This is a genomic window from Arthrobacter mobilis (genome assembly GCF_012395835.1).
Classification (GTDB): Bacteria; Actinomycetota; Actinomycetes; order Actinomycetales; family Micrococcaceae; genus Crystallibacter; species Crystallibacter mobilis.
This window is the reverse complement of sequence record NZ_JAAZSQ010000001.1, coordinates 437,518-451,694: the sequence shown is the minus strand read 5'-3', so window position 1 is coordinate 451,694 and position 14,177 is coordinate 437,518. Positions and strand designations below refer to the sequence as shown.

At 70.2% G+C, this 14,177-nt stretch carries 14 protein-coding genes; 8 read left to right on the top strand and 6 right to left on the bottom strand.

Going from position 1 to position 14,177, the window contains the following annotated elements:
- Window positions 1-3 precede the first annotated feature (3 nt).
- From HGG74_RS22080 to HGG74_RS02100, 3 genes are all read left to right on the top strand, one after another.
- The gene (locus tag HGG74_RS22080) at window positions 4-504 is read left to right on the top strand and encodes a DUF2505 domain-containing protein (RefSeq protein WP_312856711.1); all 501 of its coding nucleotides are present in this window, start codon (window positions 4-6) and stop codon (window positions 502-504) included.
- 15 nt (window positions 505-519) lie between these two features.
- The gene (locus tag HGG74_RS02105) at window positions 520-741 is read left to right on the top strand and encodes an SCO4848 family membrane protein (protein WP_168484667.1); all 222 of its coding nucleotides are present in this window, start codon (window positions 520-522) and stop codon (window positions 739-741) included.
- 247 nt (window positions 742-988) lie between these two features.
- Window positions 989-3,109, top strand: a complete 2,121-nt coding sequence (locus HGG74_RS02100; protein ID WP_168484666.1) for a M1 family metallopeptidase — start codon at window positions 989-991, stop codon at window positions 3,107-3,109.
- Window positions 3,110-3,133: 24 nt separating this feature from the next.
- On the opposite strand, the gene HGG74_RS02095 is transcribed toward HGG74_RS02100, so the two are convergent.
- From HGG74_RS02095 to HGG74_RS02075, 5 genes are all read right to left on the bottom strand, one after another.
- Window positions 3,134-3,442: an SHOCT domain-containing protein gene (locus tag HGG74_RS02095; protein WP_168484665.1), complete on the bottom strand. Its 309-nt coding sequence runs from the start codon at window positions 3,440-3,442 to the stop codon at window positions 3,134-3,136.
- Window positions 3,443-3,596: 154 nt separating this feature from the next.
- Window positions 3,597-4,874 (bottom strand): FHA domain-containing protein, encoded by a 1,278-nt coding sequence (locus HGG74_RS02090; RefSeq protein WP_168484664.1) that lies wholly within the window; start codon window positions 4,872-4,874, stop codon window positions 3,597-3,599.
- Window positions 4,871-5,215, bottom strand: coding sequence for a DUF1036 domain-containing protein (locus HGG74_RS02085; protein WP_168484663.1), 345 nt, complete (start codon window positions 5,213-5,215; stop codon window positions 4,871-4,873). Before HGG74_RS02085 ends, HGG74_RS02090 begins: the two co-directional genes overlap by 4 nt.
- A 6-nt stretch (window positions 5,216-5,221) precedes the next feature.
- Window positions 5,222-5,449, bottom strand: a complete 228-nt coding sequence (locus HGG74_RS02080) for a hypothetical protein (RefSeq protein WP_168484662.1) — start codon at window positions 5,447-5,449, stop codon at window positions 5,222-5,224.
- Between the two features lie 12 nt (window positions 5,450-5,461).
- Window positions 5,462-7,333 (bottom strand): alpha-amylase family glycosyl hydrolase, encoded by a 1,872-nt coding sequence (locus tag HGG74_RS02075; protein WP_168484661.1) that lies wholly within the window; start codon window positions 7,331-7,333, stop codon window positions 5,462-5,464.
- 202 nt (window positions 7,334-7,535) lie between these two features.
- Between HGG74_RS02075 and HGG74_RS02070 the strand changes: the two genes are divergently transcribed.
- From HGG74_RS02070 to HGG74_RS02055, 4 genes are all read left to right on the top strand, one after another.
- Window positions 7,536-8,222: a M12 family metallopeptidase gene (locus HGG74_RS02070; RefSeq protein WP_168484660.1), complete on the top strand. Its 687-nt coding sequence runs from the start codon at window positions 7,536-7,538 to the stop codon at window positions 8,220-8,222.
- A gap of 17 nt (window positions 8,223-8,239) precedes the next feature.
- Window positions 8,240-10,627, top strand: coding sequence for a caspase family protein (locus tag HGG74_RS02065; protein ID WP_168484659.1), 2,388 nt, complete (start codon window positions 8,240-8,242; stop codon window positions 10,625-10,627).
- Window positions 10,624-11,187: a hypothetical protein gene (locus tag HGG74_RS02060; protein WP_168484658.1), complete on the top strand. Its 564-nt coding sequence runs from the start codon at window positions 10,624-10,626 to the stop codon at window positions 11,185-11,187. The genes HGG74_RS02065 and HGG74_RS02060 overlap by 4 nt, the downstream gene beginning before the upstream one ends.
- A gap of 163 nt (window positions 11,188-11,350) precedes the next feature.
- Window positions 11,351-11,818, top strand: a complete 468-nt coding sequence (locus tag HGG74_RS02055) for a hypothetical protein (protein ID WP_168484657.1) — start codon at window positions 11,351-11,353, stop codon at window positions 11,816-11,818.
- 33 nt (window positions 11,819-11,851) lie between these two features.
- On the opposite strand, the gene HGG74_RS02050 is transcribed toward HGG74_RS02055, so the two are convergent.
- Window positions 11,852-12,265 (bottom strand): MarR family winged helix-turn-helix transcriptional regulator, encoded by a 414-nt coding sequence (locus tag HGG74_RS02050; protein WP_312856699.1) that lies wholly within the window; start codon window positions 12,263-12,265, stop codon window positions 11,852-11,854.
- Window positions 12,266-12,390: 125 nt separating this feature from the next.
- Between HGG74_RS02050 and HGG74_RS02045 the strand changes: the two genes are divergently transcribed.
- Window positions 12,391-14,169 (top strand): ABC transporter ATP-binding protein, encoded by a 1,779-nt coding sequence (locus HGG74_RS02045; RefSeq protein ID WP_168484656.1) that lies wholly within the window; start codon window positions 12,391-12,393, stop codon window positions 14,167-14,169.
- The last annotated feature ends 8 nt before the right edge of the window (window positions 14,170-14,177 follow it).

The window sequence follows — 14,177 nt, the reverse complement described above, 5'->3', positions numbered from 1 at the left end:
ACCATGGCCCTCAGCGCCTCCACCACCCTGCCCTACTCCGTTGCCCAGGTGACGGACACCTTCACCAGCGAGGCCTTCCTGCGCCACATCAGCGAGCTCGTGGGCGGCAGCCTGGTGTCCGTGAACCGGGACGGCTCCGTGGACGGGGCGTTCAACCTGACGGTTGTGCGCAAGCTGCCGACCACCCGGCTGCCGGAAATCGCGCGCAAGGTCGTCGGCGAGTCCCTCACCGTGACCCAGACCGAGCGCTGGCAGGCTCCGGCCGCCGACGGTTCGCGGACCGCCGACGTCGAGGTCAAGGTCGCCGGCGCGCCGGTGGACGCCAAGGCCGTGCAGAAGCTGGTCGCCGAGGGCGGCTCCACCCGCGTGCAGCTCGAGGGCGAGGTCACCTCCGGGATCCCGTTCCTGGGTGGCAAGATCGCCGCCGCTGCCGAACCGGTGCTGGCCAAGGCCCTGAAGCTGCAGGCAACGCAGGCCGAGGCCTGGATCGCCAGCCAGGCCTGACGGAGCACGGCGCAGATGCAGTTGCCCGCAGCCTTGGCCTGGATCCTGGTCCTGGCCGGCGTCTGGAGCCTGTGCGTCTGGCCCCCGTTCCTGCGCCGGGTCTGGAAGGATCCGCGCGCCCGGGACGAGCGCGGCGGCGCAACCCGGTACCTGACGGTGCATTTCATGCTGATCACGACCTCGATGATCTTCGGCATCGCCACCTTGGTGATCGGGATCCGCGCCCTGGCAGCCTAGACAGCTCCAGTATTTTCCCAACCTGCGTCCAGCAGGATAAGGCCTGTGCAGCAGCCGCTGCACAGGCCTTCGGCGTTAGCGGAATTCTTTCGCCGACCTTTCGTTGACAGTGGAATAAAGCCGCAGCAGGGTGGAGTTATCTGCTGGGAGCACGTCAGTATGAGGTGATGGACCGCGGTGGCTGCCGGCCACCTGGCGGTCCGCGTCAGGGTCCTGCCGGCACGGCACCGGACCTGGTTGGGGAGACATGAGCGCAAACTTCAGGTCCTGGACAACTGCCGATCTTCCCGGTGCGGCTGTGCCTGCAGGCCGCCGGCCGCGGACACCGCGGTGGCGGCGGGCAGGGACGGCGCTGAGCCTGGCCGTCATCCTCGCGGGCGTGCCCGGCACCGCGCTGGCCGCCCCGAACCTCGCGGCCGCCGAGTACCGGCAGGGGGCGGCAGGTGGCGGGGACCCGTACTTTCCACTGGCCGGCAACGGCGGCTACGACGTGAAGCACTACGAGCTGGAGCTGGACTACAACCCGCCCACCGACGAGCTCAACGGCCACGCCACCATCACTGCCCGGGCGACCCAGGATCTGTCCTCGTTCAATCTTGACCTGCAGGCCCTGACGGTCCATTCGGTACAGGTGGACGGCCATACCGCATCCTGGACCCACACCCCGGACGGCGAACTGGCCGTCCGGCTGCCGCACGGCATCAGCCGCGGCACGAAATTCCGGACCGTCGTCGAGTACGGCGGAATCCCCCGGACCATTACCGAGCCCGGGCAGGCAGGCTTCATCCACACCGCCGACGGCGCCGTCGTCACCGGACATCCGCTGAGCGCCCCGACCTGGTTCCCCGTGAACAACACCCCCCGGGACAAGGCCGCCTTTACCTACCGGATCACCGTGCCGCAGGAATGGGAGGTCGTGGCCAACGGTGCGCTGCGCAAGATGACGCACCAGGGCGGACGCACCACCTTCGCCTGGGAGGCGGACGCCCCCATCGCCCCGTACCTGGCCTCCATCAGCATCGGCCAGTTCGACTTCAACGAATACACCAAGGCCGGCATCCATTACTGGGACGTCATGGATCCGGCCCTGGGCAAGCTGGTGCTGCCGCGCAACGGCAACGGACTCGCGTGGTCCCGGACCGGCAATGCCTCCTACAAGCGCCTGGCCCGCACCATCAGCATCCCGCAGGGCGGGGCCGACCTGTCCTTCTGGATGAACCGCGACACCGAACCCGGCTGGGACTTCGCGTTCGTGGAGGCCCGGGTGGCGGGTACCGGCGCCTGGACCACGCTGCGGGACACCACCGGCCACGCCAGCCAGGACACCGGACTGTCCTGCCCGGCCTGGCACGAAGTGCATCCGTTCCTGAAGCATTACCAGAGCAGCGACGGCAAGGGCGGCTGCCGTCCCAAGGGCAGTTCCGGGCAGTGGTGGGCCGCCAGCGGCCCGAGCGACGGCTGGGAGCAATGGCGTTTCGACCTCGCCGAATACGCCGGCCAGGACGTGGAGCTGGCGATCACCTATGCCAGCGACATCTCCGGCCAGCACAACGGCGTGCTGCTGGAGGACATCAAGGTTTCCACCGGCGAGGGGTCGACTTCCTTCGAACCTGACCGGAACCGCGACCGGCTCAACGGCTGGAAGGCCGCCGGCGCGCCGAAGGGCAGCCCGGACAGCGCCGACAGCTGGACGGCCGGCGTATCGGCACCGACCTCCATCGGGTCCAGGATCAAGGAATCGCTCGCGCGCCAGCCGCGGATCATCGGCTTCCTGTCCAAGCTGTTCGGCAAGTACCCCTTCAAGGAGGCCGGCGGTGTCGTCACCACTGCGGACGGGCTGGGCTTCGCGATGGAAAGCCAGTCCCGGCCGCTGTACGCCAAGGAGTTCTTCCACGACTCCTCCGGTGCCGACTCGCTGATGGTCCACCAGCTGGCCCACCAGTGGTTCGGCGGCTCCGTCTCCGTCGCCAGCTGGAAGGATGCCTGGCTCAGCGACGGCTTCGCCACCTACGCGCAGTGGCTCTGGAACGAGGACCGGGACCGCGGGACGGCGCAGCAGACCCTGGAGTTCTATGCCGGCATCCCGGCCACTGACCAGTTCTGGGACCTGAAGGTAGCCGATCCCGGGCAGGACCGGGTTTTCGACCCGGCCCTGCAGACGCGCGGCGCCATGGTGCTGCAGCAACTGCGCACGACGGTGGGCGACGAGAGTTTCTTCGCCATCCTGCGCCGGTGGTCCAACGAGCACGCCGGCGCCAGCGCCTCCACTGCCGACTTCATCCGGCTGGCCGAAGAGGTTTCCGGCAAGGACCTCGACAAGCTGTTCCGGACCTGGCTGTTCACCGCGGGCAAACCCCGCGGGCTCTGACCGGCGTCCTGTCCTGCAGGTTGCTCAGGCCCGCGGCGGTTCCTGGCCGGCCGGATAGGGCGGCTCTCCCAGCACCTTCAGGTGCTCGTTGTATTCGTCGACGGACAGTTCGCCGCGGGCAAACCGCTGGTCCAGGATCTGCCGGGCCGGGCTGCGCGGCGGCGGCAGCACCCGCCCTCCGGAGTGTCCTGCCATGGCCCATTCCGGGCCCGGGCGGCTGGTGCCGGCCGTGAAGGCCCGCACGACCAGCGTTGCCAGCAACGCAATGATGGCTAGCAGCAGCAGGGCGAAAACCCATGCCCAGCCCATTTCAAACCAGTTTCCCCGCAACATGCTGACTCTCCTTCAATACCGGAAACGCATGGCCGACGAATCGGTCGTACGGCCAGAATACCCGCGGGCCACAGGAAGACATAGGGGCCGGCCCGGACATTGGTCACGGCCGGAGCTGGTCCGGCCGTGCCCTCCCAGCGTAGGAAACCGCCCGTCACCGGTGCGTTACGCCTGCATCATTCAAAGCGGCCAAGAGGAGTAAGTCATTCTCCCCCGCTGCCTCGTGCACACGGGCTAGACGGCCGCCCTGGCTGCCGGCTGGTAGTAGGTTTGCCGCCGGACGTGCGCCGGGTCCGCCCTCCGGTACCTCATCGAGCCTGATGCCTCCCAGCTCCAGCGACGGCGGGCCGCCGAAGCCGTGGCCGAAAACGGTGGCAAAGGACAATGAAACGGTGGTGTCCGACCCGCGAACGTGGCCGGGAAATACCAGCGTCCCCCGTCGGAAACCACCCGGAACGATGGTCTCGCTCCAGTCACTGCGGCCCGGGTCGGCCTCGAGGGTTTTCCCGTCCTGATCGGTGAGGTATGCATTGCCGAACAACGGCAGGGTGATGCTGTGGGACAGGCCATTCCGCACCGTGACGCCCACCCGGGTGAAGTGCCGGGTGTTCCGGACGCTGTCGACGGTGAGGACGATTCCTCCGATATCGTTCGAGGCAGTCTCCACCAGACGCTCGACGCCGGGTTCGTTGCCGGTGAGCCAGCCCGTGACGAACCGGACGCCTGCGGTAACCGCCAGACCGCCCACGCCCAGGACCAGCACGATGGCGGCCAGCGCCGGTACAACCGGGCGCCGGACAGGGGCAGGTCCCGCCGCCCCGGAATATGGATCTGCCCCGGCAGCCGGTCGGTACGGGCCGGTTTCGCGGGTCACGGGCTCCGGGCTCTGCCGCTTTCCGAAATGCTCCACCAGGACCTTCCCCATCGCCACCAGCACGGCTACCACCGGGGCCACCAGCCAGGACAGAGTTCCGGTCCAACCGGCAAAGAAAGTCGCGGCGACATTGCCCAGCAGGACGACCGCCTCACAGGCGCCCGCCACCAGCAGCGTCGTGCCAAGGCCCGAACCTTCCTTGGCCGGCGCCACCGTCGCCGGTCCGGCCACCGGCCTCGCCACCGGTTCGCGGAACTGCAGCCGCAGCGTCCCGAACTGCACCACGTCGCCGTGCGAGAGCAGCACCGGGCCGGTGATCCGGGTCCCGTTGACCCAGGTGCCGTTCCGGGAGCCGGCATCCGTGAGGGTCGTCCGTCCCCTGTAAGTTTCGAGGTTGGCATGATGCCTGCTCACGCCGTCGAAATCCAGGCGCACGGACACATCCGGTCCGCGGCCGACGCTCGCCCTGCCGGCCGGAATGACAATGACCTTCGGGCCCGGAGTGCCGCGGGCCGTGACAAAGCTATTGCCTCCGGCCGGCCCTGTGCCGGCCGTCACCGGTTCAGGTTCACGATGGTGTCATTGCCGCGGGTGTCGACCCGGCGGGTGCCCACTTTCCCGATGGCCGCCGTCGAACCGATCAGCAGGCAGGAGTCGAACGCTCCCGCATAGATGTAGATCGGCCCGAACTCGCCGGCCCAGACGGTGCCGTCGGTGGTCTCGGCGTAGAAGCAGAAGTACCTGTTGCCGGTATTGAGCACATGGGCCGTGCCGCCCGGGCCGATGACCCACCAGCCCCGGGTGCCCCACTGGCCGTCGTGGGCGCACCCGTCGGGGCTGTAGAACATCACCGCCACGCTCGCGGTGCTGGCCGTGTTGTTGCGGAACCGGATCTCCACGGCCGCTCACCGCCCCGGTTCGTTCTGCCGGCGCAGCAGCTCGGCCACGGTGACGTGCGCGATGTCCTCCATGCTCCGCGGCGGCACGGCGGCGGATCCCGCCCCGGGTGCGTCCTCCGGGTGCTCTTCGGCGGCCGCTTCGCTGCCGGGGTACTGGTCCACCTCCATGGGGGCGGTCCCGGCGAAGGCTTCGGTGGGTTCCGGTTCCCGGGCGGGTCTGTGCGGATGGGACATGTTCGCTCCCTGTCATTGGGGTTGTATCGGGACCAGGATGGCAAAGCCTGCCGGTGGCAGGGTGAGCCGGATGGCCAGGCCGTTGCGGGCCTCGGCCTCCACCTCCGTACCGGAGAGGGCACCGCCGCTGGCATACCGGTGGACGAAGCGCGCCCCCTCGGCATGCAGGCCGGCATCCACCGTCACCCACGCCGAGACCGTCCGCGCGGTGTCCGTGTTCAGCGCGCAGACCACTTCGCGGCCGGACAGGATCCGGCTCCACGCCACGATCGATTCGATCCGGCCGCCGAACCCTTGCGGGAAGCCGAAGTGCACGCCGTCGCCGGAGATTTCGCGCAGGTACTGCCGGCCCCGCCGCAGCGCGGGCTCGGCGCGGCGGACCGCGAGCACCTGTGCCAGGCCGGCGTACGGTCCGGACGTTTCGTCGAAGGCATGCCGGCCGGTGCTGCGGAACGGGCCGAAGGGGCCGCCGAACATGGCCTCGCGGATGTACCGGTCGTGGCCTCCGGCGCCGTCGAAGGCCTGTTCGCTGCCGTAGTACACACACGGGATGCCCAGGGTGGTGGCGTTGGCGGCGAGCGCTGCCAGTGCCAGCCGGGCGCCGTCGTCGTCGGCCGCGAAGCGCGCCTTGCGGTCGCCGTTGCGGACCTGGTCATGGTCGTCGTAGGAGGTGACCACGTGGTCGCGGAACCAGGTGTGGCTGCCCTGGCCGACCAGCACGGAGTTGCGGAAGAGCCCGAAGTACTCCTGCGGGGCTGTCCTGCCCTTCACGAATCCCTCCAGCCGGCCCTGCACGTCGGCCAGGCCCAGCGCGGCGTCCAGTCCGGTCTGCTGCATGAGCTCGACGGCGAAGCCCCGGGACCCGGTGATCTCCCCGACCAGGAAGAAGCGGTCCTTGCCGATGGACTGGGCGAACTCGTGCACCGCGGAGGTGAAGAAGCGGGTGGCCCCCGGGTCCATGTGCTTGACGGTATCGACGCGGAAGCCGTCCAGGTCCGCATAGGCGATCCAGTACTGGTACGCCCGGGTCAGGTTCAGCAGCGCCGCGGAGGGCACATAGTCCTCCAGCGGACCGGAGCCGTGGTTGATGTCCTTGAAGCCGAAGAAGTCCCCCTCGCGGTACTCCGGGTCATGGTCCCAGCCGGAAATCCGCCCGCGGGCGGTGAAGCTGCCCGCCTGCTGCAGTTCGGCCGGCCAGACGCCGGCACCGGGGCGGTCGGGCCCGATGGGCTGCGGGAAGGGCAGCGACGGCGTCCCGTCCTCATCCCGCCAGCCGGCGACGGCGTAGGGGCGGCCGTCCCAGCGCGGATCGAACCAGCGGTTGCCGGCCTCGTCGGTTTCCTCGTACCGGTCCGCCGCGTAGCCGAACACATCCCCGGAGTGGTTCAGGACCACGTCGAGGATCACGTACAGTCCCGCGCCGTGCGCGTCCCGGACCAGGTCCCGCAGCTGCCCCTCGGTGCCGAAATGCGGGTCCACCGCCAGGAAATCCTGGGTGCCGTAACCGTGGTAGTCGCTGGTTCCCGGCCGCTGGCGCAGTACCGGGCTGATCCACAGCGCGGTGACCCCCAGCCGTTTGAGGTAGCCGAGCTTGCTGCGGATGCCGGCCAGGCTGCCGCCGGCCCAGGTGGCCCCGGCCGCCCGCCAGGCCGCCGCCTGCTCCTCGCTGGCCAGCACGCTCTCCCGGTCCCCGGACGCCAGGGCGGGCGTGGTGCCGGGGACCCGGGCGCCGTCGAGGTCCAGGCAGCCGTCCTCCTGCCCGTCGGAGAAGCGGTCCACGAGCAGGAAGTACAGGGTCTGGTCGGCCCAGGACGAGGGCGAGGGATGGAAGGGGCCGCGCAGCGCGGCGTCCCAGTCGAGTCCGGCCAAGCTGCGGTCGGCCATGCGTGCCTCCTCGGGCGTCCCCGGGCCCGGCAGCAGCTGCCAGGGAAGCAGCAGGTCCGGGCGCGCTGCCACCCTAGCCGGGCCGCGTTACTGCGCCGTTACAGCCCGGACCGGCGGCGGCGGGCAGCGGGGCCGTAACGGCACAGTAACGGCAGTGCGCTACACCAAGCCGTACCAACCCCGGAGCAAGGCAGGGAGCACCATGGCCACGACCAACCAGAACCATTTCTGCACCATCCGCACGGCGGCCCCGCCCGCAGGCAATACCAAGGCGGCGCTGTTGAATGAATCCCGCTGGAACGTCTCCACCCTCAAGGTCCAGTTCCTCGAAGGCGATCCGGACCTGCAGCGGCGGGTGCTGGAGGTGGCCCGCGAATGGACCGGGCCGGACCTGGCGAACCTGGAGTTCAACCGGGCGGAGGACACCGACGGCGATATCCGCATCACCTTCGAACAGGGCAACGGCTCCTGGTCCTACCTGGGCACCCATGCCCAGCACATCCCGGTCTCCGAACCGACCATGAACTACGGCTGGCTGACCCCGGATTCGGACGACGACGAACTGCGCCGGGTGGTGCTGCACGAATTCGGGCACGCCATCGGGCTGATCCACGAACACCAGAACCCCCAGCGGCCGATCAACTGGAACCGCGCCGCCGTCATTGCCGACCTGTCGGGGCCGCCGAACAGGTGGGACCTGGAGACGATCGAGCACAACATCTTCAAGCGCTACGATCCGGCGGAACTGTCCGCCACGGACACCGACAGCTCGTCCATCATGATGTACCCGATCCCGGCGTCCTGGACCACCGACGGATTCTCGGCAGGCCTGAACAGCGGCCTGTCGGAGACCGACAAGGAGTTCATCCGTACGGCCTATCCCTGGTGAGCGGCAGGCGGGCGTCAATGGCCGACTATGCGGTGGTGGTGGGCATCGCCCGCTATCCCAGGTTCGCGCTGCAGGAACTGCAGGGCCCGGACCGCGACGCGCAGGATATCTACGGCTGGCTCGTCGACCCGGACGGCGGCGGCGTGCCGCCGGAGAACGTCAAGCTCATCCGCCAGGCGGACCTGGGGCCGCTGACCCCGGACAATCCGGAACCGGACATGTCCCGGGTGCACAATGCGCTGCTGTGGATCGGGGAACAGACGCGCGAGGTGAAGGGTGACCGGCTGTACCTGTACTTTTCGGGGCACGGCTTTGCCCCGGTGCTGGAAGAAGGCGCGCTCTTCACCGCCGAGGCCAGCTCGATGCTGCCCGCCTACGTCTATGCCTTCGACTGGCTGCGCGGCTTCCGCCAGGCGCTGCGCTTCCGGGAGTATGTGCTGTGGATGGACTGCTGCATGACCTACCAGCAGTCCATCACCATCAGCGAGCCTGCACTGCGGCTGGGCACGGCGAACGGGGTCCCCGGGCCCATGTTCGTGGGCGTGGCGGCGCAGACCAAAAGCGCCCTGGAGCACCCGATGGCCGACGGCCAGGTCCACGGGGTGTTCAGCTGGACGCTGCTGCAGGGCCTGCGGGGGGCGGCGGCGAACGACCGCGGCCAGGTCACCGGGGAAAGCCTGAAATCCTTCCTGCACAATGCCATGCCCGAGTTCCTGCCCGAAAGCGTCAGGTCCGCCTCCGCGGTGGACCTGCACCCGTTCATCCGCACGGATGAGGGCATTACCTTCACACGGCTGCCCGAGCGGCCGACGTTCCGCACCGTCCTGACCTTTCCGGAGGCGGCGGCCGGGAAGGAATTCCTGCTCTGGACCGGCAGGCCCCATATCCCCGCCGTCGCCGGGACCCTCGGTTCCGCCACCTGGACCGGCGCTTTGGTCCGGGGCCTGTACGTGGCCGAGGTCCCCGCGCTGGGCCTGCGCCATGGCTTCCAGGTCAGCGGTGCCGGCGAGGTGGCCGAACAGATCCGGGACACCGGCCCGCCGGTGCGGCCGGCGGACCCGTTCGCGCTGCACCGGATCGAGGTCACCGCGGACAATCCGGCGGCCTCCATCCTGGTCACGGACTATGCCCTGCGGCTGGTCTTCAGCGACACCGGTTCGCTTCGCGAGCGGGACATGCCCGGGGTCTACAAGATCCGTACCGAATTCGGCCGGGACGTCAGCTCGATGCGTGAACACGTGGTGCTGCTGGACGGCGACCTGGACAACCACCCGGCACCGGCCCCGCCGCTGGCCAGCCCCGCCACCTTGCCGGAGGACGCAGGGCTGCCCCGGGGCGCCGGTCCGGAGCGCGGCCGGTTCGCGGACCTGGGGGCGGACCGGGCCGCCATTTCGGTGCTGGCCCGCTATGTCCCGGCGGATGTGGCCGGCGGGCTGGTGTCCGGCTGGCAGCCGCTGGCAGGCCTTGAACTGATCGATTCCGCGGGTACGGTCTTCGCGCGGCTGGCCGACTCCGGCCCCCGCCCCGCCCCGGCAGGCCTCGGGCCGGAGTCGGTATGGGAACAGGAGGTCGGACCCGGCACGTACTATCTTCGCGGCACGCTGCCCGACGGCCGCACGCTCGAAGCCACCGTGCCCGCCTGCCCTGGATATGTCACCAGCATCGCCCTCGAACGCGCCGCCGGGCCGGTACCGGGACTGGAGAGCGAAGACACTGCACCGGTCCGGGACGCCGCCGTCTTCCTGCGCAAGGCCGGTTCCGGGCCACTGCCGGCCCGCGACGAGCAGGTCATCGAGGCCGCCCGGATCGGCCTGGCCCAGGGCCGGAACCCGCTCTACCGGAACCGCGGGTCCGAACTGCAGCGGCTGCTGCTCCAGGACTACGACGATCCGATTGCCGGGATCATCGGGGCGCATCTGCTGCTGCGCGCGGCGAAAGCCGCCAACGGGATGCGGCCGGAGGACGCGGCGGTATTCGACGCCGCCGTGGTCCGGCTGCGCTCGGCCCTGGGCACCGGCCAGTCCGACGTCGAGGCCCTGTCCCTGTGCTGTGCGGATCCGCAGCTGCGCCGGCAGCAGCCGGTCACCGTGCCGCCCCTGTTCGAGGCCAGCTGGCGGCTGCTGGCCGAATACAGCTATGCGAATCCGGAGCTGGTACCGCTTGGCCTGTGGCAGCGCGTGCAGGCGGCGGCCAGCGAGGGGCCGTATTTTGTCTGGGCCACCGACGAACCCACGCGGAAGGCGCACCTTGGCCAGCTGCGGCAGTGGCTCAAGCGCAGCAGCCGGAAGCTGGCCCAAAACCAGCCTCCGGACAAGATCCGCCGCGAGGCCATGAACCTGGCCCTGCCGGCATCCGCCCTGGCGGCCCTGTGGCAGGAACGAACCAAAGCACCGCCGCGGCCATGAACCAACAGGGCGCAGTCTACGAGTATCCGCTCGCCGCGGGACTGTCGGTCTCCTTCCAGCGCTACCTGTACCCCGCCGCCGCGGTCCTGGACGCCCTGCCCACCAGCCTGGGAGCCCTGCCGGTCTGCCCGGCCGGACCGGAGCGGATCCTGCTCCCCTCCCCTGCCGGCGAGGCATTCTGGATCGGCTTCCTGCCGACCCCCGGAGCCTCCGCCGACGTCGGCATCCTGGCGGCTACCGGGAGCGGCGGGTGGCTCGACGCCGTCGGCGGACAGCCTGCCGGGACGGACCGGCCCCAAGCCTGGCTGGCAGTACCACCCGCCCTGCGGCTGCCCGGCATCACCGCCACCGGCGGCGGCTGGCTGCCTTTTGCCCGCCAGGCGCCCGTCCCGCATGCCCCCTCCTGCACCGGCCTGCTGCTGGTCCTGCGGCAGAGCCGGGAGGGTGGGGGCCGGCTGCACGTCGCGCTCGCCGACGAAGACGAGTTCCGGTCTGTGTGCGGGGTGCCGCTCCCGCCGCCGGACCCGGGTGCGGCCTACGGCGGCTGGCGGCTGCCGTGAGCCGGATGCCTGCCGCCGGCAGGTTGGCGCAGGAGTGCCGGATAACGGCTGCACCCCTACAATAGGGCCACTGGCTCTTCAGCCGCGCTGCTCCGCCCCGGCGGACCATGCCTTCCCGGGCGTCCCGACGATTATCCGCTCAACGTGAATGTCGACAACCATCATGAGAACCCTCCCCCTCTCCGGCCTGGCCGGATCCGCAATGATTCTTGGCCTGCTCTGCGGTGCGTCCCCCGCCGCTGCAGCCACCGCCGGTCCGGCCACAACCGCCGCCCCCGGCCTCAGCATCGAGCTGCCGGAGGACGCCGGGCTGCTGGCCGGCGGCGCCGGCACCTCGATCACTGTCACCTTCCAATGCACCGCCGGGGAAAGCTACAACATGTTCGTGGAGCTGGCCCAGGTCGTTGAGGAGGGCCGTACCGCCACTGGAACCGGTTTCACCGGCCCGGGCACGTGCACCGGCAGCTCGCAGACCGAGGACCTGTTGGTGGTCGCGGGCGGCGGCTTCTACGCCTTCCGCGAGGGCGAGGCGGTGGCCAGGGCTTCCGTGTCGGTCTGCCCCAACGGCCAAACCTGCGGGCAGGCCATGGATGCCGGGGTCCTGGAGCTGAGGGAAGCACTGCCGAACTAGCGCTGTGCTGTCCCGCCGCCGGCGCGCGCCGCCCTACGGGTTGCCGACAAGCCGGTCAAGGAGGGCCGCCAGCTCGGCGCGCTCGTCCGTGCCCAGCACGCCGAAGTAGTTCCGCGCCTGCTCCTGCTGGGCGGCACGGATGGCATCGGCCAGCGCCCGGCCGGCCTCGGTCAGCGAGACGACCGTGGCCCGCCGGTCGGCCGGGTCCGGCTCGCGCACGCACCAGCCGCGCTCCTGCAGCCCATCCACCACCTCGGTCGCCGAGCGCGGCACGATGTGCAGGCGCTCGGACAGCTCGCCCAGGCGCAGCGGCCCGTGCCGGCGCAGCACGCCCAGCGCACGCGACTGCGATGGCGAAACGTCCCAAGGTGCCAGCGCCTCGCGCGAGCGTCGCCGCAGCTGCCGGGCCACGGCCCAGAAGGAATCCAGCAGGTTTTCGTCGGCCACGGGAATAGCCTAACAGCCGGCATGGTTGTAGCCTCATAGTGAGGTATCCTCAGCATTTCGTTCACCGGCGGCTCCGGCCGCCCGGCATGTGCCAGAAAGGGGTGGTTCCCACGGAACCCGCCGGCATGAAAAGCGGCCGCCCGCCGCAGCCTCCCACCGCAGCGGAGCGGGAGCAGGCCAGCCATGTGTCCCTGCGGCGCATCGCCGGCCTCTTCGCCGCCTACCGCTGGCAGCTGGTCCTGGTCACCGCCATCATCGTGGCATCCTCGGCTGTCTCGATGGCCGCACCGTTCCTGCTTCGGGCCGTCATCGATACAGCGCTGCCCGAACGCGACCTGCGGCTGCTGGTCCTGCTCACGGCCGGGATGCTGGCGGTCGCCGTCGCCAGCGCCGCGTTCGGCATCCTGCAGACCTGGATCAGCACCCGCGTCGGCCAGCATGTCATGCACCGGCTGCGTTCTAACGTCTTCACGCACCTGCAGCGGCAGTCCGTGGGCTTCTTCACCCGCACGCGCAGCGGTGAAGTCCAGTCGCGCATCACCAACGACATCGGCAGCATGCAGGCGGTAGTGACCACCACGGCCACCGGCATCGCGACCAACCTGACCACCGCCGTCGCCACCTTGGCGGCGATGGTGGCCCTGTCCTGGCAGCTCTCGCTGATCTCGCTGCTGGTGATGCCCCCGGCGGTGCTGCTGGCCCGGAAGGTCGGCGCCTTGCGGCGGGAACTGACCGCCCGCCGGCAGCGCGAGCTGGCCGACATGAACGTCACCATCGAGGAGTCCCTCTCGGTCAGCGGCGTCCAGCTGAGCAAGACCCTCGGCACCGGCCCGGCGCTGGCGGAGCGCTTCGCCGCGTCCTCGGAACGCCTGACGGAACTGGAGCTGCGCTCGGAACTGGCCGGACGCTGGCGGATGGCCACGATGGGGCTGGTCTTCGCCGCCGTGCCGGCCGTGATCTACCTGGCCGCAGGGCTGCCGGCCACCGCCGGGCAGATCAGCATCGGCACGGTGGTCGCCTTCACCGCCCTGCAGAACGGGCTCTTCCGGCCACTGCTGGGGCTGATGAGCGTGGGCATCAGCCTGACCAGTTCGCTGGCATTGTTCGCCCGCATCTTCGAGTACCTGGACCTGCCGGTGGAGATCGCCGACCCGGCCGAGCCTGCGGACGTCGATCCGGAGAGGCTGGCCGGCCATGTGCGCTTCGAGCAGGTCAGCTTCGGCTACCCCGGCGGCCCAGGTCCCACCGTCGACGGCGTGGACCTGGACATCCCGGCGGGCACCACCCTGGCCCTGGTCGGGCAGACCGGCTCCGGCAAGAGCACGCTGGCTGCCCTGCTGGCCCGGCTGCACGACCCCGGCTCCGGACGGATCACCATCGACGGCGTGGACATCCGCACCATGGCCCTGGCCGACCTGGCCCGCGTAGTGGGCATGGTCAGCCAGGAGACCTACCTGCTGCACGCCACGGTGCGCGAGAACCTGCGCTATGCCAAGCCCGCGGCCAGCGACGCCGAGATCGAGCAGGCCGCCCGCGACGCGCAGATCCACGAGCACATCATGGCGCTGCCGGAGGGCTACGACACCGTGGTCGGCTCGCGCGGCCACCGCTTCTCGGGCGGCGAAAAGCAGCGGATCGCCATCGCCCGCACGCTGCTGCGCAATCCGCAGGTGCTCATCCTCGACGAGGCCACCAGCGCGCTGGACACACGCACCGAGCGCGCGGTGCAGGAGGCCTTCGACCGGCTGGCCGCCGGCCGCACCACCATCACCATTGCGCACCGGCTCTCCACCGTCCGCGGCGCGGACCAGATCGCCGTGCTCGACGCCGGCCGCGTCGTCGAACACGGCACGCACCACAGCCTGCTGCGCCGCCAGGGACGCTACGCGGCCCTGGCGGCCTGACCGGCGGC